This window comes from Streptosporangium saharense (assembly GCF_014203715.1).
Lineage (GTDB): Bacteria > Actinomycetota > Actinomycetes > Streptosporangiales > Streptosporangiaceae > Streptosporangium > Streptosporangium saharense.
In genome coordinates, this window is record NZ_JACHJP010000002.1 from 372,279 (window position 1) to 397,571 (window position 25,293).

Below are 25,293 nucleotides of genomic sequence, written 5' to 3' on the forward strand. Positions count from 1 at the left end.
TTACGCGTGGTCGAGATCAAAACACCGACGGAACTGGAGGCGATGCGCGAAGCCGGACGCGTCGTCGCCAACACCCTCCAGGCGATACGCACCCAGGCCGCCGCCGGCGTCAGCCTGCTCGAACTGAACGAGACCGCCGCCTCGATCATCTCCGCGGCAGGCGCCAAACCCGCCTTCCTCCACTACAAACCCCACTTCGCCCCCACCCCCTTCCCCGCCGTCATCTGCGCCTCCGTCAACGACGTCATCGTGCACGGCATCCCCGACCGCTACCGGCTCCGCCCCGGCGACCTGCTGAGCGTCGACTGCGGCGCCTACCTCGACGGCTGGGCCGCCGACGCCGCGATCAGCCTCGTCATCGGCCCGGCCAACCCCGAAGACCTGCGACTGATCGCCGACGCCGAGACCGCCCTCACCGACGCCACCGCCGCGTGCGTACCCGGCGGACGCCTCGGCGACATCGGCCACGCCGTCGCCCGCGTCGGCCGCACCGCTGGATACGGCATCCCCACCGACTTCGGCGGCCACGGCGTCGGCCGCGCCATGCACGAAGACCCCCACGTCGCCAACCACGGCCGCCCAGGCAGAGGAATGACCCTACGGCCCGGCCTCGTGCTCGCCATCGAACCCATGTTCATCGCCGGAGGCCACGACACCTACCTCACCGCCTCCGACGGATGGGCCCTGACCAGCGTGGACGGCAGCCGCGCCGTACACGTCGAACACACCGTCGCCATCACCGAGGACGGCCCGCGCGTGCTCACCCTGCCGTGAGACCCTCCTCAGGCTCCTGCTCCCCCAACCGGACCATCACCCGGGTGAGCAACCGCTCCGGCGCCGTCCGCCCGGGATCCGACAGATACACCTCCCGAATCGGCCCGTCCGGCGTGTGACCACGCTCCGCGCACCAGGACAACAGGGCGTGCGCCGTCAGATCGATCTGGTTGTACGGCCCGACATGCACCGCCCCCGCGAACACCCCACCCGGCAGAATGTACGGCCTCGTCCCCCTCGGCGCCGGACCGCCGAACTCCGCCGCCACCACCACCGGGATCGGCTCCCCCATCTCCACCGGGAACAACCCCGTCAGCCGCAACCCGCCCTCCAGCCCGCCCTGCCGTACGGCACGCACCAGCGACGCCACACACGCCCCCGTCGCCCGCGCGATGTCCTGCGGCGAGAGAGCCTCCTCCCGCACCAACACCACCTGACTGGGCCCCTGACGCTCCAACGTCACCTCAACCGGAGGCACCCCCGACGCCAGCAACCGCTCCAACGTCGCCAACGTACGGCTACGCCGCGCCAACTCCGCCTCAAGGTCGTCACGGACCCGCCCCAGCACCCGCTCGGCCGCCGCCCCCGACAACACCTCACCGATCGCACCCAACGGCACATCCAGCGAACGCAGCAACCCGATCGACAACGCCTGCCTGGCCTGCGCCGCCCGGTAGTAGCGGTAACCACTGACAGGGTCGATCCACGCCGGAACCAGCAACCCGAGCTCGGCGTAGTGCCGCAACTGCTTGACACTGAGCCGACACAACCGCGCGAACTGCCCGATGGGCAGCAGGTCGTCGTTCACATCCACCCCTCCAGCATGCCGCCCCCACACCCCCCGGACGGCCCCACCACGACAACCCGGGGAGGGGACCGGCCCCCACCACCCCTAGGGTGAAGGCCACCCCCTACCCCGTTCCCCGAGGAGAGGTCCCCCGCCGTGCCCAGCGCGCTCCGCCTGTTCCGTTACGTCGCCATCGCCGAAGCATGCTCATGGGCCGGACTCCTGATCGGCATGTACTTCAAGTACATCGCCGCCACCGGCGACCTCGGCGTCAAGATCTTCGGCCCCATCCACGGCGCACTGTTCGTCCTCTACGTCGCCGGAGTGCTCGCCGCCGCCCGCACCGCCCGCTGGAACCTGCCCACCATCGCGCTCGGCCTGGCATGCGCGATCCCGCCCTTCACCTCCCTGTGGTTCGAACGCCGCATGCTCGCCCGCCACCGTGCGACAACCACCCAGCCTCAGGAGAGCGCCACCAACTCGCGGTAGTCCTCACCCCACAGGTCCTCCCGCGCCTCCGGCAACAACAGCACCCGATCCGGCCGCAACGCCTCAACGGCACCCTCGTCATGGGTGACCATCACGATCGCCCCCGGATAGGAGCCGACCGCCGCCAGCACCTCACCCCGCGAAGCGGGATCAAGGTTGTTGGTCGGCTCATCCAGCAACAGCACGTTCGCCCCCGAATGGACCAGCCCCGCCAACGCCAGCCGGGTCCGCTCCCCACCCGACAGCACACCCGCGGGCTTGTCCACCTCGTCGCCCCGGAACAGGAACGCCCCCAGCACCCCCCGCACCTCACCGTCCGTCAGATGCGGCGCCACCGACGCCAGGTTCTGCCGCACCGTACGGTCCCCGAGCAACGTGTCGTGCTCCTGCGCGAAATACCCCAGCCGCAACCCCTGCCCACGCACCACCCGGCCCCCGTCCGGCACCTCACGACCGGCCAGGACACGCAGCAACGTGGTCTTGCCCGCACCGTTGAGACCCAGCACCACCAACCGGGCACCCCGGTCAACAGCCAGATCGACCCCCTCCAACACCCGGCGCCCGCCATACGACTTCGACAGGCCAACCGCGCCCAACGGCACCCGGCCACACGGCTCAGGCTCCGGCAACCGGATCCTCGCCACCCTCTCCGCCCGCCGTACCGGCTCAAGACCCGACAGCATCCGATCAGCCCGCCGCGCCATGCTCCTGGCCACCACCGACGTCGCCGAACGCGCCTTCATCCGCTCCGCCTGCGCGTGCAACGACGCCGCCTTACGCTCGGCGTTCGCCCGCTCCCGCACCCGCCGCCGCTCATCGGCCGCACGCTGCGACAGATACGCCGCCCACCCCGTGTTGTGCACCTCAAGCACCCCACGGCCCGCGTCCACGTGCAGCACCCGGTTGACCACCCCGGACAGCAGCCCGGCGTCATGACTGACCACCAGCAGCCCGCCCCGGTACCCCAGCAGGAAGGACCGCAGCCACGCCAGCGCGTCGGCGTCCAGATGGTTGGTCGGCTCGTCCAGCAGCAGCGTGCCCCCGCCGTACCCCGCGAACAGAATCCGCGCCAGCTCGACCCTGCGCCGCTGACCACCCGACAACGCGCCGACCGGCTCCCCCAGCACCCGCTCAGGCAACCCCAGACCCGCCGCGACCCGCGCCGCCTCCGCCTCCGCCGCGTACCCGCCGCCCGCCTGGAACTCCGCCTCCGCCCGCGCGTAACGAGCCATCGCCCGCTCCAACGCGGAGCCGTCCGCCCCGGCCATCGCCTCCTCCGCGGCCCGCAGCCGACGCGACGCGGCATCCAGGCCACGGGCCGACAGAATCCGGTCGGTGACCGAGACCGACTGATCGACGGCCCGGGAGTCCTGCGCGAGGAAACCCACCGGCCCCGTACGGACGACCGTCCCCCCGGCGGGCTCCGACAGACCCGCGAGAACAGCCATCAACGTGGTCTTGCCCGCACCGTTCCGGCCAACCAGGCCGATCCGGTCACCAGGAGAGATCGTGAAGGAGACATCGGACAGCAGCAGCCGGGCACCCGCCCGCACACCGACACCACAGACAGTAATCATGGAAAAACGCTCCGGAAAAGCGAAAGGACACACTTCTGACGTGGAAGCGGGTCCTCAGCTAGGAAATCCGGGGCGTAGCCATGCCCCCAACCATAACCGCCACCCCCGGGGGCCTCACAACCCGAATACGGCCCGCACCGCCGCCCGGCACCGCGCCGGATCCTCCAGCAACTCCGAACACCCCCCGAACTGGTCCACCGAACCCGTCAAAGGAAACCCCCTGACCACCGGATCGGCCACCCCGGCCACCAGCTCCTCGACGATCCCGTCCACGAACCCCCACCCGCCGCCACCCGGCACCGGACGCGTCCGGTCGTGCAGCGCCGCGACCCGCTCCCCCGCCAACCCCAGAAGCCGCTCACGGGACCGCCAATCAGACGCCCCGACCGCCAGCGACAACATCTCCCCCAGCTCCGCCGTACCGGACAACCTCGCGAAAGCACCCCCGACCCACTTGGCATAAGGCGGATAACGGCGCCGCGTCAGCAACACCAACCGCATCAACTCACCCACCAGCTCCGCCGTGAACACCGCCGAACCGAGATCATCACCCGTCTCCCCACACCGCCGGGGAAACGACGCGAGCCGCGCCACCCGCCGCCACTGACACGCCACCACATAACGCCCCAGATCCATGGGATACCAGCGCAACACCGAACGAACCCGCTCCAGCACCCCCAGGCCGTCGTGGAAGACCTCACCGCGGGTGACCTCCGCCAGCCGCTGCCAGGGAACCGACAACCAGTCCAGCACCCCCGCCCCGGCCAGCGGGTCGAACCCCAACCTGCCCGACAACCACGCCGAGGCCCCTGCCACTTGGATCCCGCCCCCGACCACGACCGGATAACCACCGAAAACCCCCGGCAGCGCCCCGGTCAGTGACGCGGTGACCTCATCCACCGCCTCTTCGGCCACGAACACCACAACTCGCGGCCCCCAGCCACGGGCGGCCGAACGCTCGGTGTCGAAGGCCAGCACCTCTGACCCGGGGCCGATCAACGCCGCGCTGTGTGTCACCCCGGCGATGGCGGGCCGTACCGCCTGAACATAGAAGTCACGTGAAAGCTGCAAACCAGGGACAAAACTGGACATCACCTCGTTCACTCTGCCTGTCGAACCCTTCCCACGCACCGGGTTTTCCCTCGCCGACCTCGGGGCTGTGCTTTTTGGGGAAGTTGATCTTGAGGCATCCAAGCGGGCAGCTTTACAATGTAGATTCTTAGGGTTCGATAAGGTCGCCGGGTGAGTGTGCCCGTGGTGCCCGAGCCGTCCAGGCCCGTCGTCGAACCCGCCCGCGACCCCTACCTGGTGTACCTCGACTCCCTGACCAGCCCCGAGTCCCGGCGCGCCATGCGCGGCTGCCTCGACCGGCTGGCCGCCCTCGTCTCCGGCGGGCAGGCCACCGGTGGTGAGGGTCAGCCCTGGCACCTGCTGCGTTATGAGCACACCGTGCGCCTGCGCACCCTGATGACCGAACGCGGCTGGTCGCCCGCCTACGTCAACAAGCACCTCGTCGCGCTGCGCCGGGTGCTGCGCGAGGCCTGGCGGCTGGGCCAGATGACCGCCGAGGAGTACCAGCGCGCCGCCGACCTGCCCACCGTCGAGCACACCCGCCTGCCCGCGGGCAGACACGTCCCCGCCGAGGTCGTCGGCGCCGCCCTGGCCGCCTGCGACGAGGACCCCTCCCCCGCCGGGATACGCGACGCCGCCCTGCTGGCCGTGCTGTACTCCACCGGCTGCAGGCGCGCCGAGATCGCCGGGATGACCCTGGACGACTACGACCCCGGAGCGCGTTCCCTGCGGGTGCGCGGCAAGCGCGACAAGGAACGGCTGGTCTACCTCACCCCCGAGGCCGTCGGCAGGCTGGAGCGGTGGCTGGCCGTGCGGAGACATCCCGCGGGAGCGCTGTTCTGCCCCATCGGCCGGTACGGCTCGCTCAGGACCACCAAGACCGGGCCCGCCCCCATGACGGGGCAGGCCGTCGCCGACGTCCTGGCCAGGCGGCTGGCCCAGGCCGGGGCCTCCCCCCGGACCCCGCACGACTTCCGGCGCACCTTCATCGGGGAGCTGCTCGACGCGGGCGTCGACCTGGCGACCGCCCAGGCCCTGGTGGGGCACTCCTCCCCCGCGACCACCGCCCGCTACGACCGGCGTCCGGAACGGCGCCGCCGCGAGGCCGTGGACAGGCTCACCCTTCCCCCGGCCAAACCCCTGTGACCGGACAGCACCGCGTGGTGGTCAACGCCCCGCGGCCCGTCGGGGTCGGTGTGCACGGTGGCCGCCCGCAGCCGGGGCAGCTCGTGGATGAGCCGGTGCTCGGTCTCCACCGCCACCGCGTGCGCCCGCACCAGTGACAGCTCGTGGCCGACGACGATGTCGACCTCCGCGCGCAGCGCGTGCCCGACCCAGCGCAGCCGGATCGAGCCGACCCGCCTGACGCCCTCGACCGTGCCGACGATCCGCTCGGCCTGTTCGATCAGGGCGGGATCGACCGCGTCCATCAGCCGGTGGTAGATCTCCCTGGCGGCGTCGCGCAGCACGAAGCAGATCGCCGCCGTGATCAGCAGCCCGACGACCGGGTCGGCGAGCCGCCAGCCGAGCGCGGCGCCGCCCGCGCTGAGGAGGACGGCCAGGGAGGTGAAGCCGTCGGTGCGGGCGTGCAGGCCGTCGGCCACCAGCGCGGCCGAGCCGATCTGGCGGCCGACCCTGATCCGGTAGCGGGCGACCCACTCGTTGCCGAGGAAACCGACCACGCCCGCGACGGCCACCCAGCCGAGCGCCTGGACGTTCTCCGGGGCCAGTAGCCGCCGCACGGCCTCGTACCCGGCCAGCGCCGCCGAGAGCGCGATGACCACCACGATGACGATCCCGGCCAGGTCCTCGGCCCGGCCGTAGCCGTAGGTGAAGCGGCGGGTGGCCGCGCGCCGTCCCAGGGAGAAGGCGATGGCCAGCGGGACGGCGGTCAGCGCGTCGGCGACGTTGTGCAGGGTGTCGCCCAGCAGCGCCACCGATCCCGAGAGGGCGACGATGACGGCCTGGGCGGCGGCGGTCACCATCAGCACCGCGAACGAGACGCCCAGCACCCGCATCCCCTGGCTGCTGGACTCCAGCGCGGTGTCGGTCCTGTCGGCGCTGTCATGGCTGTGCGTGGCCCGGACCAGCAGCGTCCGAAGCCTGCCATGACCGTGCCCGTGGCCATGACCGTGTTCGTGGGGGGTGTTCCGATCGCTCACGACGGCTCCAGCTTCTGCGAGTCGGGGGTGCCGGTTGGACGGCGCGGCCGCCCAACCCCCATTATGTGCGTATGAGCGCACGCATGCACCTCTCAGGTGCGCACGACTCGCAGGAGCGTGACCAGGGCGAACGTCTGGCGGTCGCCGCCGGCATCCTGTCCCTGCTGGCCGACCGCACCCGCCTGGCCCTGCTGCGGCGGCTGTCAGAAGGGGAGGCGGACGTGACGACGCTCACCGCCGCCTGTGACCTTCCCCGCCCCGCGGTCAGCCAGCACCTGGCCCGGCTGCGCCTGGCCGACCTGGTCACCACCCGCAAGGAGGGCCGCCGCGTCGTCTACCGCCTGCGCCACGGTCACCTGCGGCGCCTGGTGGAGGAGGCCCTCAACGCCGCCGACCACCAGCTCGGCCATCTCCCGCCGCACGACTAGTCACGACGGGCACGGCGCACCGCCAGCCCGCCCAGGGCCAGCGACGCCAGCGTCAGGATCCCCGCCTCGGTCCACTGGAAACGCCAGAACCGGGACGGCGGATGGTAGTACACCGCGTACCGGTACCCCTCGCCGAACAGGCACGCCTGCCACGCCCTGGCGTTCCTGTCGCTCTGCCCCACGTCCACCCCGCGCGGGCAGCCGCCGACGGAGGGCTCCGTGACCTCCCGGCCCGACGGCTCCACCCACGCCGCGCTCACCAGCCTGGCGTCGGGGTCCTCCAGCACCACGGTGCCCGACAGCTCGACACGCGCGGGCTCGGCGTAGTGGACGCTCAGCCGGAACAGGGTGAACATCGTCACCGTCACCCCGGCCACGACCAGCGCCATCGCGGGCAGCGTGCGCCGCGTCAGGGACCCGGCCGCGACGCCGAGCGCGAACGCGTACAGCCACCACACCGCGGGCTGCACCCCGACCATGTTGAACACCCCGATGTTGCCGAAGGTGGAGTCGGCCCCCACCCTGAACACCGGCCGCCACAGGCTCACCATGAGCGACAGCAGCAGCCCCCCGGCCACGGCCGTCGCGCCGAGGACCGACAGCTTGACCGCCAGCCACCGCCGTACCGAAACCGACTGGGTCCAGGCCAGGCGGTGGGTGCCGCGCTCGTACTCGCGGCCGAGCAGCGGCACGCCCCAGAACGCCCCGACCAGCGCGGGCGCCACCAGCGGCATCCAGCCGAACAGTGAGTAGACGGCGTCATAGCGCCGGTCGAGCGCCGCCGCCAGGTCCCCGCACGTCGCGTCGGTCCCCGGGCAGCCGGGCGGGGCGTGCTCGGCGACGTACCGGCCCGCCTCGACCGCCGAACCCAGCAGCAGGAGTCCGAGCAGCGCCAGGAGGCCCGCCGTCACGAGGATCTGCGCCCGGTGCTGGCGCCATGTCACCCAGATCACGCGCCCACCCCCGCCGGTCTCGGCAGCGCCGCCGCCTCGGGGCTGCGCAGGTAGCCCATCACGAGTTCCTCAAGGCCGGGCCGCCGTGCCCGCCAGCGCGGGTCCTGCGGGGGCGTGCCCCTGACCAGCATGCTGACCTGTCTTCCCGTACGGCTCTCGCCCACCACCCGCGCCCCCGCCGCCGAGGCCTCCACCGGCCCGGTGAGCACGAGGTGGTCGTCGAGCAGTTCCTCGATGTCGCCGCTGACCTGCAACCGGCCCCCGTTCAGCACGACCAGCCAGTCGCACGTCTCCTCCAGGTCGGAGACGACGTGCGAGGACAGCAGCACGGTCAGCTCCCGATCGGCCGTCTCCGCCATGATCGAACGCATCACGTCGTGACGGGCGAGCGGGTCGAGGTTGGCCAGCGGCTCGTCGAGCACGAGCAGGTCGGGGCGGCGGGCCAGCGCCAGCGTGACCGCCACCTGCGCCCGCTGCCCGCCCGACAGGGTGCCCACCTTCCTTCGCGGGGGGATGCCCAGCCCGGTGAGCCGGTCGGCGACGGCGTCGTCCCAGCGGGTGTTCGTGCGGCGGCCGAAGGTGAGCGTCTCAGCGACGGTGAAGGTGTCGTACAGCGGCTTGTCCTGCGCGACGAACGCCACCTCACCGGCCACCCGGACGTTTCCCTCGGTGGGTCGCAGCAGGCCGACGGCCGTGTGCATGAGCGTGGTCTTGCCCGCGCCGTTCGGCCCGACGAGCGCCGCCACCCGTCCCGCGGGCACCGACAGCGAGCATTCACGCAGCACCCATGTACGGCGTCGGCGCACCCCCAGCCCGGTCGCCTCCAGTGCGGCTCTCATGCCACGCCCTTCCTGGCGGCGTCGGCCAGGGCGACGGTGAACAGGGTCCGCAGGTCCTCCTGGTCGAGTCCGGCGGCGAGGGCCTCGTCCACCCACGCCTGCAGGGCGCGCCGCAGCCGGGTGTGGTCGGCGAGCGTCGCGCCCGTGACGCCGTGCCGGACGAACGTCCCCATCCCGGGCCGCCCTTCAACCAGGCCTTCACGTTCCAGTTCCCGGTAGGCCTTGAGCACGGTGTTGGGGTTGATGGCCAGGCTCTCGACCACCTCCCTGGCGGTCGGCAGTTGGTCGCCGGGACGCAGCGTGCCGAGCCGGAGCGCCTGTCTTACCTGGTGGACGAGCTGCAGGTACGTCGAGACCCCCGAGCCCCGGTCCAGACTGAACTCGATCACTACAACACCCTTTCACTAATCGATTAGTGAAAGGGTGTTGTAGTGGATCACCGTTGTCAACCCGGCGTCACCTCTCCCGCGGTGCCGTCCAGATCCGGCTGCGCAGATCCAGGCCGCGGATCACCTGGACCCGCCAGGCGTCCAGACGCAGGACGTGCAGCCGGGGATCGGCGGGCGAGCTCCAGAAGGAGCCCAGGTCGTACCCGGCCCCACGGGGGCTTGTGGCACGGTAGAGATCCCAGACGTGCTGCCTGACCTGCGGCTCCTCCGCCCAGGAGGCCACGGCGTCGATCGCGACCGAGTCGTTGCCCGGCCTCCAGTAGGAGAAGGAGGTGTGCGGGTTACCGGCCAGGTGGGCCGCCTTGACGGGAGTCCGGTAGGTGGCCAGCCAGCCGAGCGGCCTGCCGTCCACGTTCTCCCAGACGGGGATGAGGACGCGGGTCCTGGGGCGGTTCCTGGAATCGACGGTGACCATGGTGGCGTACACCACGGCGCCGATCACCGCGTCGAACTCGCTCTCGATCCGCTCGAAGGACGTGATGTTGACGCTCATCGGGTGTTCTCCTTGCGCAGGCCGAAGGCGCTGACGAGGGCGGCCAGGACCGCCGCGGCGATGGGCACGGCCAGGGCGGTGCGGTAGCCGCCGAGCGGGTCGGCCGTACCGGTCGTGGTGGCGACGATGACGGCGGTGCTGGCCGCCAGCCCCAGCGCGGCCCCGAACTGGAAGGAGGTGTACAGCAGCCCACCGGCCAGCCCCTGCTCACTCTCGTCGATGCCGTCGGTGGCGATGATCGTCAGCGGCCCGTAGGCGAGGGCGAACGCCACTCCGAGAAGGATCATGGTGGGGAACATCGCGAGGTAGACGGTGTCCAGGCCGATCGGCAGGAACAGCACATAGGACAGTACGGCCAGCAGCAACCCGGCCAGGATGACCCTGGAGTTGCCGAAGCGGTTGACCAGCCGGGGCGTGAGCGTCGGCGCCAGGACCGCGTCGGCGCCGATGGCCAGCATGGCCAGACTGGTCTGCAGCGACCCCCAGCCACGCAGCTCCTGCAGGTAGAGAACCGCGATGAACTGGAAACCGAAGAAGGCACCGGAGAACAGCAGGCCCGCCAGGTTCGCCCGCACCAGCGGCCCGGACCGCAGGATGCCCAGCCGCAGCAACGGAGCCGCCGAACGGCGCTCGACCACCACGAACAGCGCGGCCAGCGCGAACCCCGCGACGACGGTCACGGCGGTCTGGCCCGCGCTCACGTGGGCGGCCCGCTCGACGCCGAGCACCAGCAGCACGATGGCTCCGGTGATGGCGGCCGCCCCGAGCACGTCCACCCGGCGGTCACGGGAACGCTCCTGCGGCGCGGCAGGGATCAGCGGCACCGCCGCCACCAGGATGACCAGCGCCAGCACGGCGGGCATGAAGAGCACCAGCCGCCAGTTCACCGAGGCCAGCAGACCACCGAGCACCAACCCCAGGGAGAAGCCCCCCGCCGCGGTGCCCGAGTAGACCAGCAACGCCTGGTTGCGCCGCGGCCCCTCCTCGAAACCGGTGGTGATGATCGACAACCCGGCCGGGGTCATGACCGCGGCGGCGACACCCGCGACGAACCGGGCCGCGATGAGCATCCACCCCTCTGCGGCCATTCCCCCCAGCGCCGAGACGACGAGGAAGACCGCGAGCCAGACCAGGAACATGCGGCGGCGGCCGAACAGGTCGGCGGCCCTGCCCCCGGCCAGCATGAACCCGCCGTACCCCAGGACGTAGGCGCTGATCACCCACTGCAGCTCACCGGTGGACAGGCCGAGGTCGGCCCGGATGGCGGGCAACGCCACGTTGAGCATCGCGACGTTGATGCCCTCCAGGAAGATCGCCCCGCACAGGACGAACAGCATCCCCCAGGCGCGTGGCGTCAGGCGCAACGACGACGACGGTGACGGGAACTGGACGGTGGACACAGGAAACTCCCCCATGGTTCTTTTTGGTAACGAAGGAATCCTGCGTCACCATGGGGAACCATGGAAGACGGCACTTCAAAGGAACCGAGTTACTGCACGGGTACCGACGACGACCAGGCCAGACAGTGGGACGTCCGGGAGGACTGCGAGGTACGGCACATCCTCGACCGGGTCGCCGACAAGTGGTCGCTGCTGGTGATCGCCCTCCTCGACCGGCGCACGATGCGCTTCTCCGAACTGCGCCGCACCATCGACGGCGTCAGCCAGCGGATGCTCACCGTCACCCTGCGCCAGCTGGAACGGGACGGACTCGTCAAGCGGACGGTCTACCCCACGGTGCCCCCCAGGGTCGACTACGAGCTGACCTCGCTCGGCATCTCACTGCACGAGGTCATCAACTCACTGGTGATCTGGACCGAGGCACACCAGCAGGAGATCTCCACCGCCCGCTCCGAATACGACCGGCGAGCCACCGAGGAGACCCAGCTCCAGCCCACGGCCCGGTGACAGCCGGTACGGCACGCGCGCCGGGGAGCGCCACGACGGCCGCGCAGCCGTACCCCCGGATCTCAGGCATCGGCGCATGAGCGGCCGCCCGCCCGCGTGGCCGTACGGTCCCGGTCTGACACGCCCGGGCACGGGTACGGAATAACCACCGCCCGGCGTCCGTTAGAGTGATCGTGCCGATGTGGTTTGTGTCCCCCGGGCCGCAAATTACCGCCTTCACGGAATACCGTTCGGCTGGAGCCGTGTTGTGCCTCTCGCCGAGGAGGCGACCGCCACATCGGCTCAAAACGTTCCGCCCCGTGGGAGTCCGCTCCCCGGGGCGTTCGTTTTGAGGTTTCCTCCCGCACCAGGCCCACGGCTTTGGAGGGAGGCTACAAACATGAAGGCGCCGCCTGTGCGGGTACACACACAAGCAGGCCACCGGGACACCGCCTAGTGTGGTGATCATCCCATCTCACAAGGAGAGCCCGTGCTCTATCGCCTGACCAAGATCGTCAGCGCCCCCTTCCTGAACCTGCTGTGGCCCACCACGGTCACCGGGGCCGAACACGTGCCGGACACGGGACCGGCACTCCTGGCCTCCAACCACCTGTCCGTCGTGGACTCGACCTTCCTGCCGCTCGTGCTGCCCCGCCAGGTGCGCTTCGTCGCCAAGGCCGAGTACTTCACCGGCAACCCCGTCACCGCCACCTGGATGCGCGCCACAGGACAGGTCCCCATCGACCGGCAGAGCCCCACCGCCGCCCAGGACATGCTCGACGCCGCCGCCAAGGTCCTCAAGGACGGCGAACTGTTCGGCATCTACCCCGAAGGCACCCGATCCCCCGACGGCCGCCTCTACCGCGGCAAGATCGGCGTCGCCTGGCTCGCCCTCGCCACCGGCGCCCCGGTCATCCCCGTGGCGATGGAGGGCACCGAGAAAGTCCTGCCCATCGGCACCAGCGTGCCCAGGTTCGGCAAGGTCGGCATCCGGATCGGCGCCCCCATGACCTTCACCGGATCACACACCGACGCCCGCGACCGCCGCCGGGTCACCGACGAGATCATGGACGCGATCCACGCCCTGTCCGGGCAGGAACGCGCCCCCGGATACGCCCCGAGCCGCAGTAAGGACAACTGACTATTCGCCGTCACAATTCAGGGCGTTCACGCTAGGCTGCGACCTTCAGGCACGGGAAACTGGGGGGTAGTCAGGTGCCGAAGGGCAGGACCATCGCGATCACGTCAGCAGCCGTCGTGCTCGCCGCGGGAGCGGCGGGAGGCGGCGCCTGGTGGTTCCTGCACACCAGAGGCACCCCCCAGGAGAGCGCACAGCGCTTCGCGACCGCCTGGCAGAACGGCGACCTGCCCACCATGCGCGCCGAGACCGGCAACCCCGCCCTCGACAAGAACCTCACCCAGGTCTACGAGGACATGCGCAAGAACCTCGCCGTCGAGTCCGCCTCCATCCGCGTCGGCGCGATCCGCGAAACCGGCGACGGCACCGGCGAAGCCGACTACACCGCCGACCTGCGCCTACGCGACATCGGCCAGTGGAGCTACACCGGCACCCTCCCCCTGGCGGTCATCGACCGCACCTGGCGGGTCAAATGGTCCCCGGCCGCCTTCCACCCCCGCCTCACCGACGGCGCCACCTTCGCCCTGAAGACCAAATGGCCACAGCGCGCGCAGATCACCGCCGCGGGCGGCGAACGCATCGACACCGGCGACGCGGGCGGCTCGGTCCAGCAACTCGTCGGCTACCTCGACAAGGCGACCGCCAAAGACGTCAAAACCCTCGGCGCGCCGTACAAGGCGGGCGACCCCATCGGCAGGGGCGGACTCCAGCAGACCTTCCAGCGCGACCTCGCCGGCACACCCGCCACCGAGATCCAGATCGTCAACCCCGACAAGACCACCAAAACCCTCGGCACGATCAAAGACACCGAGGGCAAGGAAGTCACCACCACCCTCGACCTGCGAGTCCAGCGCGCCGCCGCCGACGCCGTACGCGACCTCAAACAGACCGCCTCCCTGGTGGCGATCAAACCCTCCTCCGGCGAGATCCTCGCCGTCGTCAACAACCAGGGCGGCTTCAACCGCGCCCTCGACGGCAACTACCCGCCCGGCTCCACCTTCAAGGCCGTCACCGCCGTCGGCCTGCTCGAAGAGGGCATGACGCCCGGCCAGAAGGTCACCTGCCCCAAGGACGTCGTCGTCGGCGGCCTGCCCATCCGCAACTCCCACCACGCTGGATACGGCACCGTCACCCTGTCCGACTCCTTCGCCTACTCCTGCAACACCACCTTCGCCCCCCTCACCAAGGAACGACTCGACGCCGACAAACTCCTCCGGGTCGCGGAACTGTTCGGCTTCAACCAACCACTCACCATCGGCGTCCCCGCCACCAAGGCGAGCTTCCCCAAGGCGCAGAGCGACGCCGAACTCGCCGCCGAATCCTTCGGGCAGGGCCGCATCACCGCCAGCCCCCTGGTGATGGCCTCCACCGCCGCGGCCCTCGCCGACGGCACCTGGCGGCCCCCCACCCTCGTCCCCGGCCTCAAACAGAAAGCCGAACCCCGGGAACTGCCCTCCGGCGTCCTGCCCGCCATGCACCAGATGATGTCCGCCGTGGTCACCAAGGGAACCGCCAAGGACGCAGGCCTGCCCTCAGGCACCCGGGGCAAGACCGGAACCGCCGAGTTCGGCCCCCAGGACAACCTCAAGACCCACGCCTGGTTCATGGGATTCCGCGGCGACCTGGCCTTCGCGGTCATCGTCGAAGAGGGCACAGGCGGAGGAGCGGTCGCCGCACCCGTCGCAGCCACCTTCCTGAAAGCACTGGACTAACCGGAGACTCAGAGCGGAAGAGCCGCCGCCGCCTCGTGACGCAACACCAGCACGAGCAGCATGGCGATCAGGATCGCGATCAACATCCAGCTGACCACGATGACGACCGTCGTCCCGCGCGGACCCCTGACCGAACCGCCCTCCCCGCGCACCCGGCGCTTGCGGCGGCCCTCCCTACGCTGGACACGCTCGTTGAACGACTCCAACCGAGCTGCCAAGCGCGGGTCCTCATCCGTGAGGTGACGCTCGATCTGCAGCAGCATCCGCTCCTCGTCCTGCGACCAGGCCATGCCGTACCTCCCCGGGACGCAAGGCGTGTGCCGGTTTCCTGCCCAATCATAAAGATCGTTATCCATTTACATGGCGGCGATTTACCGCTTCTTTCCGCGCCCGCCACCCGGCCCCTCCACACGCCCGTGACGTGGGCGAACGCCCCTCTCAGAGGCCCCGTGGCGCGTACATGATCACGGCCACTCCGACCAGGCAGATACCGGCCCCCACGAAGTCCCACAACCCCGGACGGAAACCGTCCACGATCATCCCCCAGGCGAGCGAACCCGCCACGAACACCCCACCGTAGGCGGCCAGAATGCGCCCGAAGTCCGGATCCGGCTGGAAGGTCGCGGCGAAACCGTAGACGCCGAGGGCGACGACCCCCGCGGCGATCCACCACAGGCCCCGGTTCTCCCGCCAGCCCTGCCAGATCAGCCAGGCACCGCCGATCTCGGCGAGGGCGGCCAGGGCGAACAGCAGCAGGGAGCGAACGACCGTCATCCCCGCACCGTACCGGCATCGCTGATGGGTTTGGTTCCTGTGTACAGGGGGTTCACCGACCGGGCGCCTTTACAATGTAGATCAGGTGGTGGCGCCCCAGGTGAGGGACAGGCCGGTGGCGGCGCGTTCGGTACGGATCTCCATCATGCTGCCCAGGATCGTGGCGTGGTCGGCCACCACGGGCGTGCCGTCGAGCGTGTAGGTGATCCGGGTGCTGACTAGCACCGGGCTCCCCCGCTCCTCGTGCAGGTGCCGGGCGACGGCCGGGTCGAGCAGGCCGGGCCGTACCACCTCCGACGCGCTGGCGACCGTCACCCCCGCGTCGGCGAGGGCCGTGTAGAGGGAGACCGCGGCGAAGTCGCGGTCACGGATCCGCTCGGCCACCGGCCGCCGCACCCAGGACACCTGGTGCACGGCGGGACGGCCCGCGAACTCCCTGACCCGCTCCAACCGCAGGGCCGTGTCGCCGGGCGGCAGCCGCAACTCGGCGGCGATCCTGGCGGGAACGCGGCGCACCGCCCGCCCGGCCACCACGGTGCGCACGTCGTGACCCTGTTTGCGCAGGTCGTCGACCAGGCTGCGCAGCGAGTCGAGCTGGTAGGCCAGGTGAGGCGGGGCGACGAAGGTGCCCCTGCCGTGACGCTGCACGATCAGCCTCTCGTCGCTGAGCTCCCGCAACGCCTGGCGCAGCGTCATGAGCGTCACCCCGTAGCGGGCACTCAGCTCCCGCTGCGGCGGCAGGGCCTTACCGGGGGCGTAGTGTCCCGACCGGATCTTCGCGGCGAGGTCGGCGGCGATGGCGCGATATCTCGCCTCGTGCCCGGCGTCGGGACTCATCGTGGTCGGTCACACTCCTGGTCGAGGGTCGAGGGTCGAGGGCCTGCCTCAGGGTCGTGAGGAAGACCCTCAGGTCGTCCGGCCCGGCCCCGTCGAGCACCCGCCGCATGACGGCGGCGCCGACCACCACGCCGTCGGCGTGCCGGTGGGCCTCGCGTGCCTGGTCCGGGGTGGAAATGCCAAATCCTAGCAAGACCGGCCGGTCGGTGAGGCGCCTGATCCGCCCGGTGAGCTCCGCCGCGGAGGCGGCCAGAGCGGTCCGCTCGCCGGTGGTGCCCATCAGCGAGACCGCGTAGACGAATCCGCGGCTGCGGCGCGCGATCTCCGCCAGGCGTGGGCGCGGGGTCGCGGGGGAGGCCAGCAGGACCGGTTCGATCCCGGCCTCGGCGGCCACGTCCGTCAGCTCGTCCGCCTCGTGCACCGGCAGGTCGGGGACGATCAGGCCGCCGGCACCGGCTTCGCGCAGCGCGGCGCAGAACGTCTCCGGCCCGTCGTGCAGCACCAGGTTGTAGTAGGTGCTGACGACCAGCGGCACCCCCAGATCCGGCAGGCCGGACAGGTCGGCGAGGATGCGGCGGGTGCTCGCCCCCCGGGCCAGGGCCGTGTCACCGGCCCGCTGGATGGTGACGCCGTCCAGCGTGGGGTCGGAGAAGGGCAGGCCGACCTCGATCGCGTCCGCCCCGGCGTCGGCGAACGCCCGCAGGTAGTCCGTCCAGCCGGACGTGATCCCCCCGGTGACGTACGGCATGAGCAGGCCGTTGCCGGTGTCCCGGCGGGCACGCAGGTGGCGTTCGACCGCGCCTGCGGCCAGGGTGGAGTTCGTCACAGCAGCTCCTTGAGGGTTGAGACGTCCTTGTCGCCCCGGCCGGACAGCGTCATCAGCACCGTCGAGCCCGAGGGCAGCTCACCGTCGCCCGCCGCGCGGATCACCCAGGCGAGGGCGTGCGCCGACTCCAGCGCCGGGACGATGCCCTCGGTGCGCGCCAGCCGTACCGCCGCCTCGACCGCCTCCTCGTCGGTGACCGTGACGTAGCGGGCCCGGCCCAGGTCGCGCAGGTGGGCGTGCTCGGGGCCGACCCCCGGGTAGTCGAGCCCGGCGGAGATGGAGTGCGCCTCGACGATCTGGCCGTCGTCGTCCTGCAGGAACAGCGAGCGGCAGCCGTGCAGGACGCCGAGCCTGCCCCGGGACGCCCCGGCGCCGCCCTCCGCCTCGACGCCGACCAGGCGCGCCGGGGTGTCGGCGAACCCGGCGAACGTCCCGGCCGCGTTGGAGCCGCCGCCGACGCACGCGACCACGTGGTCAGGCACGCCGGTCCGCAGCTCGGCGGCGCACTGCGCGCGGGCCTCCTCGCCGATGACCCGCTGGAACTCCCTGACCATCCACGGGTACGGATCCGGCCCGACGACCGAGCCGACGCAGTAGTGGGCCTCGCCGGTCGCGCCGACCCAGTGCCGCATGGCCTCGCTGGTCGCGTCCTTGAGGGTACGGCTGCCCGCGGTCACCGGGACCACCTCGGCGCCCAGCATGCGCATCCTGAAGACGTTCAGCGCCTGCCGCTCGATGTCGCGCTCCCCCATGAACACCGTGGCCCCAAGCCCGAGCAGCGCGGCGGCGGTCGCGGTCGCCACCCCGTGCTGGCCCGCCCCCGTCTCGGCGATCAGACGGCGCCGCCCCATCCTGACGGCCAGCAGGGCCTGCCCCAGCACGTTGTTGATCTTGTGGGATCCGGTGTGGGTGAGGTCCTCCCGTTTGAGGAGGAGCCGCACCCCCAGCGCCTCCGACAACCGGTCGGCCGGGGTGAGCGGGGTCGGCCGCCCGGCGTGTACGGCCAGCAGCCGCGCCAGGGCACCACGGAACCCCGGGTCCGTCCAGGCCTCCCGGAAGGCCGCCTCCACCTCGTGACACGCCTCGACCAGGGACTCCGGCGCGTACCGCCCGCCGTACTCACCGAACCGGCCCCGCGCCAGGGGCTCCCCCATCGTCCCGTCCGGCGGAACCGGTTCCCGCCACAGCGTCACGTCTCGCATGTCCCACTCCCATCGTTCTATAACTCAGCAGAGAGTTCTATAACAGTGAGTGTGACACGGGTGGCGTGGAAAGCGCCACCGCCGACCCCTCAGGGCTGGAGGGCGGGCTGCTCGAACCAGTCGCGGACCACGGGGTAGGTCCGCTGCGCGATCAGCCGCTGTCCCGCCGCGTTCGGGTGGAAGAAGTCCCACTTGCTGACGTGGTTCAGGGTGAACGGGCAGTCGAACAGGGCGTTGCCGTCGAACCGGCAGGCCGGGCCGTACGCCGTGCAGATTCTGGACAGGGCCGTGTTGTAGGCGGCGACCCGGGCACGCACCCGGTCGCGGCGGGCCCGGTCGGCCGGGGCCTCGGAGGACGCCCTGGCCAGCATGGTGGGACAGATCCTGCCGATCGCCCAGAAACCACGCGCGATCAGGTTGTCCCTGCCCACCCGCCACAGCCGCTTCAGGTCGGGGACACTCGCCAGGAACACCCTGCCGCCGGGACGGGACCGCCTGAAGGTGGCCAGCGCCCCGGCCACCCGCCGCTCGTAGACCGAGACCGGCGTCATCAGCCGCTCCTGCGAGGCGCACGCGTCCTGCGCGCCGACCAGCACCGTCACGTAGTCGGCCCGCCGCTCGACCGCCTGCTCCACCTGGGCCGCCAGGCCCGCGCTGGTCGTCCCGGGCACCGCGAGGTTCACGTTGCTGCCCAGGACCGGTCCGGCGTCCAGGTCGAGCAGCCGCATGTAGTGGCTCTGGACACCCACGTCGTCACCGGTCGACCAGGACCGGGAGCGGCAGGAGACGTACCAGCCGCAGGCGTTGAACCCGGCGCTGATCGAGTCGCCGAGCGCCGCCACCACCGCGGGACGCCACGGCACCCGCCCCTCCGAGGAGACGGCCGAGGCGACGGCCGGGGAGGCGATCAACGAGGTTGTGAACGCGGCCACCACCGTGAGTACGGTCACCGTCCTGCCGGGCATGACACCTCCGCCTGAGAGATCACCAGTGCTTCGGATGTATCACCGCAGGCCACCGGGCCGCCCGGTGCTTTCGGGTTTCTTGACGCGGACGTGGGGCGAGGGACCGGGCACGGGGCTCGGCGAAGCCGCCGAATAGAGTGTTCCGGGTGAGTGTCGCGCTCGGACTGACCCGTCCCCTCGTGGTGAGAACCACCCCCGTCGACGATCCCGTCGACCTGATCTCCCGGCTTCCCGAGGCCGCGCCGTACGCCTGGATCAGGCGCGGCGAGGGGCTGGTCGCCTGGGGAGAGGCCGCGCGGGCCGTGGTTCCCCCGGGTCCTGGACGGTTCGGCTGGGCCCGCGACTGGCTGGCGGCCACCCTCGGCGCGGCCCACGTGGACGACGGCGTCGGAGTCCCGGGCTCCGGGCCGGTCGCCTTCGGCTCCTTCACCTTCGACGAGAACTCCCCCGGCTCCGTCCTCGTCGTCCCCAGGATCGTCCTGGCCCGCCGCGACGGCCGCGCCTGGCTGACCACCGTCGGCGGGGAGCCGCTCGACCTGGTCACGGCGCCGCGCGAGCCGGGCAGGATCCGCTACGGCGACGGCAGCCTGAGCGCCCCCGAGTGGGAGCACGCCGTGGCCGGGGCCGTGGAGCGGATCAGGGCGGGCCGCCTGGAGAAGGCCGTGCTCGCCCGCGACCTGACCGCCACCGCCGACCAGGCGATCGACGTACGCGTGCTGCTGGCCCGCCTGAGCGGCCGCTACCCGGACTGCTACACCTTCTCCTGCGACGGCCTGGTCGGCGCGACCCCCGAACTGCTGGTCAGGCGCACCGGAGAGACCGTCGAGTCACTGGTGCTCGCGGGCACGACCCCGCGCGGCGCCGACGAGGCCGACGACAGACGACGCGGCGCCGCACTGCGCGCCTCGGGCAAGGACCGCCACGAGCACACCTGCGCCGTCGAGTCCGTCCGGACCGCGCTGGCCCCGCTCTGCTCCGAGCTGGAGGTGCCCGGCGAGCCCGAGCTACTGGTGCTGCCGAACGTCCAGCACCTGGCGAGCCCGGTCACCGGACGCCTGGCGGCGGGCGCCTCGGTGCTGGACGTCGTCGCCGCCATGCACCCGACGGCCGCCGTCGGCGGCACCCCGACCCCCGTCGCGCTCGACGTCATCCGCGAGCTTGAGGGCATGGACCGCGGCGGCTACGCGGGCCCGGTCGGCTGGATCGACGCCCGCGGCGACGGCGAGTGGGGCATCGCGCTGCGGTGCGCCAGGATCGACGGCTCCCGCGCCCGCCTGTTCGCCGGCTGCGGCATCATGGGCGACTCCGTCCCGGCCGCCGAACTCGCCGAGGCCCAGGCCAAGTTCCGGGTGATGCAGTACGCCCTGGAGGGCTGAACGCGGTCACGCCCGCAGGTGGACCGCCTCACCCGGCTCGACCTTCGCCTCCCCCGAGGTCAGGGTGGCGACCCAGTCGGGGAAGGCCGCCAGGTCACGCTCACGCACCGCGACCAGGAACGACACCTCCGCGCCGTAACCGACCTCCCTGACCTCGTACGGCGAGGCACGCAGGTCGTTCTCCAGCCGCCCGGCACGGACGTGGCCGACGGTCACCGTCACCATCCGCGCCGGGACCATCTCGGCCAGCGGCGCCAGGTCCAGGGTCTTGCCGACCGCCGAACCGTACGCCCTGACCAGACCGCCCGCTCCCAGCTTCACCCCGCCGAAGTAACGGGTAACCACCGCGACCACGTCGCCCATCCCCCGGCGCAGCAGGGTCTCCAGCATCGGGGTGCCCGCCGTGCCGCCCGGCTCACCGTCGTCGTCGGCCCTGCGCGCGCCCCGCTCTCCCCCGACCACGTAGGCCGAGCAGTTGTGGGTGGCGTCGGCGTACAGCCCCTTACGAGTCGCGACGAACGCGCGGGCCTCCTCCTCGGATCCGGCGGGCGCGAGGGCGCAGATGAACCGCGACCGCCTGATCTCGATCTCGTGCTCGGTGAGGTTCTCCGGGGTGAGGTACGGCTCGGCCATCCCTCCAGGCTACTCGCCTTTACAAAGTAGATCCCTAGCGGCCCGGGTGCGGCGTCTCGAAAGCGCTCTCGTCGTCACCGTCGATATCGTCTGATCCGATGACCCCTGCCTTTTCCGTGGAACCCGGGAACTGGGAAAACCCGCCCCCGGCCTTTCCGGAGAAAGTTCCGCCGAAGGGAATTCGGATGCGGCTTCCAGCTGTTTCATTCGCGGCGTTATCCGGCGCGTTCCAGGATTATGTATTTCTCACTATATGGTGCACAATCATGGGCGCGTAGCCGTACCGGACGGTGATTTCCCGGGCGCCTGCGCGTCCGTCGAGACGTCCGGGGGATGACATGCGCGGCCGGTTGGTTCTCGCCCTGATCGCCCTGGCGCTCGCGGTCACCGCGTTCGGTGTCTACGGCGTGGTGATCGCCACGGGCGGCGACGCCTCCCCGGAGCCCACCTCGCCTCCTCAGCGGCCCAGACCCGCGGGAACCTTCCAGTTCGAACCGTCGGAGACGTCCTCCTCTCCAGAGGCACCACCCGTCGTGTCCCAGCCAACGGTCCGGGTGGAGGGACCCCAGGAGGTCGCGGCGAGATACCTCACCGCCTGGCAGGCCGGGGACCTGACCACGATGGCCGGACTCGTCTCCGCTCCCCCTGCCGACTTCGCCGAGCGGCACCGCCGCTTCGACAGCGAGCTGCGAATCGCCGCACCCCCTGCCCTGACCCAGGGCGCCCTGCGCCAGCGCAGCCCCCTTGAGGCCGAGGTGCCCTTCCAGGGGACCCGGCAGGTCGAGGGGCTCGGGCCATGGCCGTTCACCTCCATGCTGCGCCTGGTACGGCACGCGGGCCTCTGGCGCGTCCGGTGGACCCCGCAGACGATGCACCCCTCCCTCGGCGAGGGAAAGAGCCTGCGGCTCACCGAGACCACGACCAGGCGACCGACCACGCTCACCCGCGAGGGACGGCCGTTCCCTTCGGACAGCAGGGCGGGCGACTACTTCACCGGCCTGGACGGCACCGTGACCGAGCTGAAGCTGCGGGAGGTCCCCTCCGGGCGGGTGCTGCTGTCCTCCCCCTCCAGGAAGGGCGAGTCGACCCGCACCACGATCTCCCTGGACGTGCAGCGCGCCGCCGCCCACGCCCTGGACGGGCTGGGGACGCCCGCCGCGCTCGTGGCGATCGACCTGCGCACCCGCCAGGTCAGGGCGGTCGCCGACACCCTGGGCGGCAGGCGCGCCTTCAACGGCCTCTACCCGCCCGGCTCGACGTTCAAGGTGGTGACCGCCGCCGCGCTGCTGCGCAGCGGGCTGAACCCCCAGTCGCCGGTCCCCTGCCCCGGCTCCTACACCATCCCCAACGCCAGGGGCTTCACCAACGCCGAGCAGGGCGACCACGGCGTCATCCCCCTCAGCACGGCCTTCGCGCTGTCCTGCAACACCACCTTCGTCCAGCAGACCTACGAACGGCTGCGCGACGGCGGCCTGCGGACCGAGGCCGCCGACCGGTTCGGCTTCAGGGAGAAGCCCGGCCTGAGCTCCTGCCGGATCAGGGCGCACACCGACATGAACGAACTCGGCTCCGACGCCATCGGGCAGAACTCGGTGCAGGCGAGCCCGCTCTGCATGGCCGAGGTCGCCGCGGCCGCCGCCACCGGCGTGTGGCGACCGGCCGTCATGACCGAGCGGCCCCCGGCCGACTCACCGCCCGAGGTACCGATCGGGGAGGACGTGGCCGCGGGGCTGCGGGACATGATGGGCGCCGTGGTCACCCAGGGAACCGCGGCGAGGGCGGGCCTGCCCCCGGGCACCCGGGGCAAGACCGGTACCGCCGAGGTCGCCGGAGGCGGCTCCCACGCCTGGTTCATCGGCTACCGCGACTCCCTGGCCTTCGCGGTGTTCGTCCAGAACGGCGGCAGCGGCGGCGCGGTCGCCGCCCCGGTCGCGGCCCGCTTCCTGAACGGCCTCCGGTAGCGCCCGTTTGCGGGGCGGGGGGCGTCGGTGCTGTCATCGTTGGCGTGACGGACGTCCATCGCACGGTCGACGCGGTCTGGAAACTGGAGTCGGCGAAGATCGTCGCCGGTCTCACCAGGCTGGTGCACGACGTCGGCCTCGCCGAGGAGCTGGCCCAGGACGCGCTCGTCTCCGCGCTCGAACAGTGGCCGGAGTCGGGTGTCCCCGACAATCCCGGCGCCTGGCTGACGGCCGTCGCCAAACGCCGTGCCGTCGACCACATCCGGCGCGCCCGGCGCCTCGAACTCGGGGCCGAGCAGCACGCAGAGCCCGAGCGGGAGCCCGAGCAGGACGACGTCCTGCGGCTGATGTTCGTCTCCTGTCATCCGATCCTGCCGACCGAGGCCCGGGTCGCGCTGACCCTGCGGCTCATCGGCGGCCTGACGTCCGCGGAGATCGCGCGGGCCTTCCTGACCGGTGAGCAGCGGATCGCCCGCCGCGTCGCCGACGCCAAACGCGCCCTCGCCGAGGCGCGGGTCCCGTTCGAACTGCCGGAAGGGCCGGAGCTCGCCGGGCGGCTGGCCTCGGTGCTGGAGGTCATCTACCTGATCTTCAACGAGGGATACTCGGCGACCTCGGGGGACGACCTGACGCGTCCCGCGCTCTGCCTGGAGGCGTTGCGTCTGGGCAGGCTGCTGGCCGAGCTGGCGCCGCACGAGGCCGAGGTGCACGGCCTGGTCGCGCTGATGGAGATCCAGGCCTCCCGGGAGGCCGCGCGCACCGGCCCCTCAGGCGAGCCCGTCCAGCTGCACGAGCAGAACCGGGGGCGCTGGGACCGGCTGCTCATCCACCGTGGCTTCGCCGCGATGCTGCGGGCCAGACAGGCGGGCGGCACGCCGGGCCCGTACGTACTGCAGGCGGCGATCGCCGTGTGTCACGCGCAGGCGGCCAGCGCCGAGGAGACCGACTGGGCGCGGATCGCGAGCCTGTACGAGGCGCTGTCCCTGCTGCTGCCCACCCCGGTCGTGCGGCTCAACCGCGCCGTCGCGGTGGGGATGGCGTACGGCCCGCAGGCCGGGCTGGACCTGGTTGAGGCGCTCACCGGGGACCCCGCGCTGCGTGACTACCACCTGCTGCCCGGGGTCCGGGGCGACCTGCTGGCCAAGCTGGGGCGGCACGAAGAGGCGCGGCTGGAGTTCGAACGGGCCGCCGACCTCACCGCCAACGCCGCCGAACGCGACTTCCTGCGGCGCCGGGCCCGGGAGATCACGCTGCCCGAGGTGGCCGGGCCCACGCTCGGCGGGGCCGTACGGGACTTTCTGGCGCGTGAGGACCTGGACGCCGGGACGCTGCGCTCCTACGGGCAGACGCTGCGGCGGCTGTGCCTGGCGCTGGGTGAGCGCGTCCCGCTCGCCTCGACGACCCCCGAGCAGGTGGCGCGGGTGTTCGAGACGGCGTGGGGCGGCGCCGCGGCCAGGACCTGGAACCGGCACCGCTCGGCCGTACGCTCCTTCTGCGCCTGGGCCTCGCTCGACGACCTGTCCGCCCGTCTCGACCGGCGCGCCGAGAGCGGTCCACCCGTCGAGACGATCGACGGGGTACGGCTCGCGGAGCTCTGGGAGCGCGCCGACCTGTCGCTGCGGGAGCTGACCCTGTGGCGGCTGCTGCACGAGTCGGCGGCCGGGGTGCGGGCCGTACTGTCGCTGAACGTGGAGGATCTGGACCTGGAGGACCGCCGGGCCCGCGCCGGGGACGTCTGGGTCGGGTGGCGTTCGGGGACGGCGCGGCTGCTGCCCCGCCTGGTCGCGGGAAGAACCCGCGGTCCCCTGTTCCTGGCCGACCGCAGGCCGGGGCCGTCCAGGATGCCAGCCCCCGGCGACCTGTGCCCGGAGACGGGACGCGGACGGCTGTCCTACGAGCGGGCCGAGTATCTCTTCAAGCGGGCGACCGGCCACACCCTGCGCCAGCTCAGGCCCAGGTGA

At 71.6% G+C, this 25,293-nt stretch carries 26 protein-coding genes; 10 read left to right on the plus strand and 16 right to left on the minus strand.

Annotation, left to right across the window (positions count from 1 at the left end; translation table 11 throughout):
* The first annotated feature begins 6 nt into the window (after positions 1-6).
* Complete coding sequence (gene map / locus FHS44_RS10810) at positions 7-774, plus strand: type I methionyl aminopeptidase (RefSeq protein ID WP_184713836.1); 768 nt, start codon at positions 7-9, stop codon at positions 772-774.
* Here the strand turns inward: map and FHS44_RS10815 are convergent.
* A complete protein-coding gene (locus FHS44_RS10815; RefSeq protein ID WP_312863598.1) occupies positions 761-1,588 on the minus strand; it encodes a MerR family transcriptional regulator in 828 nt (275 codons plus the stop codon). The two genes, map and FHS44_RS10815, sit on opposite strands and share 14 nt — an antisense overlap.
* A 129-nt stretch (positions 1,589-1,717) precedes the next feature.
* Between FHS44_RS10815 and FHS44_RS10820 the strand changes: the two genes are divergently transcribed.
* Positions 1,718-2,050, plus strand: coding sequence for a DUF3817 domain-containing protein (locus FHS44_RS10820; protein WP_184713837.1), 333 nt, complete (start codon positions 1,718-1,720; stop codon positions 2,048-2,050).
* Here FHS44_RS10820 and FHS44_RS10825 read toward each other — a convergent pair.
* Together FHS44_RS10825 and FHS44_RS10830 are read right to left on the minus strand one after the other, a co-directional pair.
* Positions 2,023-3,627, minus strand: a complete 1,605-nt coding sequence (locus tag FHS44_RS10825) for an ABC-F family ATP-binding cassette domain-containing protein (protein ID WP_184713838.1) — start codon at positions 3,625-3,627, stop codon at positions 2,023-2,025. The two genes, FHS44_RS10820 and FHS44_RS10825, sit on opposite strands and share 28 nt — an antisense overlap.
* A 114-nt stretch (positions 3,628-3,741) precedes the next feature.
* Positions 3,742-4,731, minus strand: a complete 990-nt coding sequence (locus tag FHS44_RS10830; RefSeq protein WP_312863599.1) for a DUF4037 domain-containing protein — start codon at positions 4,729-4,731, stop codon at positions 3,742-3,744.
* Between the two features lie 138 nt (positions 4,732-4,869).
* On the opposite strand from FHS44_RS10830, the gene FHS44_RS10835 reads away from it, so the two are divergent.
* On the plus strand, positions 4,870-5,844 hold the full coding sequence (locus tag FHS44_RS10835; protein ID WP_184713839.1) for a tyrosine-type recombinase/integrase: 975 nt from the start codon (positions 4,870-4,872) through the stop codon (positions 5,842-5,844).
* Here the strand turns inward: FHS44_RS10835 and FHS44_RS10840 are convergent.
* Positions 5,769-6,860 (minus strand): cation diffusion facilitator family transporter, encoded by a 1,092-nt coding sequence (locus FHS44_RS10840; RefSeq protein WP_184713840.1) that lies wholly within the window; start codon positions 6,858-6,860, stop codon positions 5,769-5,771. The genes FHS44_RS10835 and FHS44_RS10840 overlap by 76 nt on opposite strands.
* A 71-nt stretch (positions 6,861-6,931) precedes the next feature.
* Between FHS44_RS10840 and FHS44_RS10845 the strand changes: the two genes are divergently transcribed.
* Positions 6,932-7,288: an ArsR/SmtB family transcription factor gene (locus FHS44_RS10845; RefSeq protein WP_184713841.1), complete on the plus strand. Its 357-nt coding sequence runs from the start codon at positions 6,932-6,934 to the stop codon at positions 7,286-7,288.
* Here FHS44_RS10845 and FHS44_RS10850 read toward each other — a convergent pair.
* From FHS44_RS10850 to FHS44_RS10870, 5 genes are all read right to left on the minus strand, one after another.
* Positions 7,285-8,241 (minus strand): ABC transporter permease, encoded by a 957-nt coding sequence (locus FHS44_RS10850; protein WP_184713842.1) that lies wholly within the window; start codon positions 8,239-8,241, stop codon positions 7,285-7,287. The two genes, FHS44_RS10845 and FHS44_RS10850, sit on opposite strands and share 4 nt — an antisense overlap.
* Positions 8,238-9,080, minus strand: coding sequence for an ABC transporter ATP-binding protein (locus FHS44_RS10855; protein WP_184713843.1), 843 nt, complete (start codon positions 9,078-9,080; stop codon positions 8,238-8,240). The genes FHS44_RS10850 and FHS44_RS10855 overlap by 4 nt, the downstream gene beginning before the upstream one ends.
* Positions 9,077-9,469 (minus strand): GntR family transcriptional regulator, encoded by a 393-nt coding sequence (locus FHS44_RS10860; protein WP_184713844.1) that lies wholly within the window; start codon positions 9,467-9,469, stop codon positions 9,077-9,079. Before FHS44_RS10860 ends, FHS44_RS10855 begins: the two co-directional genes overlap by 4 nt.
* Before the next feature lie 67 nt (positions 9,470-9,536).
* Entirely contained in the window at positions 9,537-10,022 is a 486-nt protein-coding gene (locus tag FHS44_RS10865; protein WP_184713845.1) for a pyridoxamine 5'-phosphate oxidase family protein, read from the minus strand.
* A complete protein-coding gene (locus FHS44_RS10870) occupies positions 10,019-11,422 on the minus strand; it encodes an MFS transporter (RefSeq protein ID WP_312863600.1) in 1,404 nt (467 codons plus the stop codon). Before FHS44_RS10870 ends, FHS44_RS10865 begins: the two co-directional genes overlap by 4 nt.
* Positions 11,423-11,482: 60 nt before the next feature.
* On the opposite strand from FHS44_RS10870, the gene FHS44_RS10875 reads away from it, so the two are divergent.
* The 3 genes from FHS44_RS10875 to FHS44_RS10885 all read left to right on the plus strand — a co-directional run bounded on the left by FHS44_RS10875 (position 11,483) and on the right by FHS44_RS10885 (position 14,758).
* Positions 11,483-11,929, plus strand: a complete 447-nt coding sequence (locus FHS44_RS10875) for a winged helix-turn-helix transcriptional regulator (RefSeq protein WP_184713846.1) — start codon at positions 11,483-11,485, stop codon at positions 11,927-11,929.
* Positions 11,930-12,398: 469 nt separating this feature from the next.
* A complete protein-coding gene (locus FHS44_RS10880; RefSeq protein WP_184713847.1) occupies positions 12,399-13,049 on the plus strand; it encodes a lysophospholipid acyltransferase family protein in 651 nt (216 codons plus the stop codon).
* A gap of 74 nt (positions 13,050-13,123) precedes the next feature.
* Positions 13,124-14,758 carry a penicillin-binding transpeptidase domain-containing protein gene (locus FHS44_RS10885; protein ID WP_184713848.1) on the plus strand — a complete coding sequence of 545 codons (1,635 nt, stop codon included), beginning with the start codon at positions 13,124-13,126 and terminating at the stop codon, positions 14,756-14,758.
* An 8-nt stretch (positions 14,759-14,766) separates the two neighbouring features.
* Here the strand turns inward: FHS44_RS10885 and FHS44_RS10890 are convergent, their stop codons facing one another.
* From FHS44_RS10890 to FHS44_RS10915, 6 genes are all read right to left on the minus strand, one after another.
* Complete coding sequence (locus tag FHS44_RS10890; RefSeq protein WP_184713849.1) at positions 14,767-15,048, minus strand: DUF3040 domain-containing protein; 282 nt, start codon at positions 15,046-15,048, stop codon at positions 14,767-14,769.
* A gap of 148 nt (positions 15,049-15,196) precedes the next feature.
* Positions 15,197-15,532, minus strand: coding sequence for a YnfA family protein (locus FHS44_RS10895; protein WP_184713850.1), 336 nt, complete (start codon positions 15,530-15,532; stop codon positions 15,197-15,199).
* A gap of 81 nt (positions 15,533-15,613) precedes the next feature.
* Positions 15,614-16,369, minus strand: a complete 756-nt coding sequence (locus FHS44_RS10900) for a GntR family transcriptional regulator (protein WP_184713851.1) — start codon at positions 16,367-16,369, stop codon at positions 15,614-15,616.
* On the minus strand, positions 16,278-17,195 hold the full coding sequence (gene trpA, locus FHS44_RS10905; RefSeq protein ID WP_184713852.1) for a tryptophan synthase subunit alpha: 918 nt from the start codon (positions 17,193-17,195) through the stop codon (positions 16,278-16,280). The genes FHS44_RS10900 and trpA overlap by 92 nt, the downstream gene beginning before the upstream one ends.
* Positions 17,192-18,397, minus strand: coding sequence for a tryptophan synthase subunit beta (trpB, locus tag FHS44_RS10910; protein WP_221460650.1), 1,206 nt, complete (start codon positions 18,395-18,397; stop codon positions 17,192-17,194). The genes trpA and trpB overlap by 4 nt, the downstream gene beginning before the upstream one ends.
* Before the next feature lie 89 nt (positions 18,398-18,486).
* On the minus strand, positions 18,487-19,362 hold the full coding sequence (locus FHS44_RS10915) for an SGNH/GDSL hydrolase family protein (protein ID WP_184713853.1): 876 nt from the start codon (positions 19,360-19,362) through the stop codon (positions 18,487-18,489).
* Positions 19,363-19,508: 146 nt separating this feature from the next.
* Between FHS44_RS10915 and FHS44_RS10920 the strand changes: the two genes are divergently transcribed.
* On the plus strand, positions 19,509-20,738 hold the full coding sequence (locus tag FHS44_RS10920; protein WP_312863601.1) for an isochorismate synthase: 1,230 nt from the start codon (positions 19,509-19,511) through the stop codon (positions 20,736-20,738).
* Between the two features lie 6 nt (positions 20,739-20,744).
* On the opposite strand, the gene FHS44_RS10925 is transcribed toward FHS44_RS10920, so the two are convergent.
* Positions 20,745-21,371 (minus strand): YigZ family protein, encoded by a 627-nt coding sequence (locus FHS44_RS10925; RefSeq protein ID WP_184713855.1) that lies wholly within the window; start codon positions 21,369-21,371, stop codon positions 20,745-20,747.
* A 338-nt stretch (positions 21,372-21,709) separates the two neighbouring features.
* Here FHS44_RS10925 and FHS44_RS40125 point away from each other — a divergent pair, with 338 nt between their 5' ends.
* Both FHS44_RS40125 and FHS44_RS40130 read left to right on the plus strand, forming a co-directional pair.
* On the plus strand, positions 21,710-23,332 hold the full coding sequence (locus FHS44_RS40125; protein WP_221460651.1) for a penicillin-binding transpeptidase domain-containing protein: 1,623 nt from the start codon (positions 21,710-21,712) through the stop codon (positions 23,330-23,332).
* A gap of 44 nt (positions 23,333-23,376) precedes the next feature.
* Positions 23,377-25,293: a sigma-70 family RNA polymerase sigma factor gene (locus tag FHS44_RS40130; protein WP_312863602.1), complete on the plus strand. Its 1,917-nt coding sequence runs from the start codon at positions 23,377-23,379 to the stop codon at positions 25,291-25,293.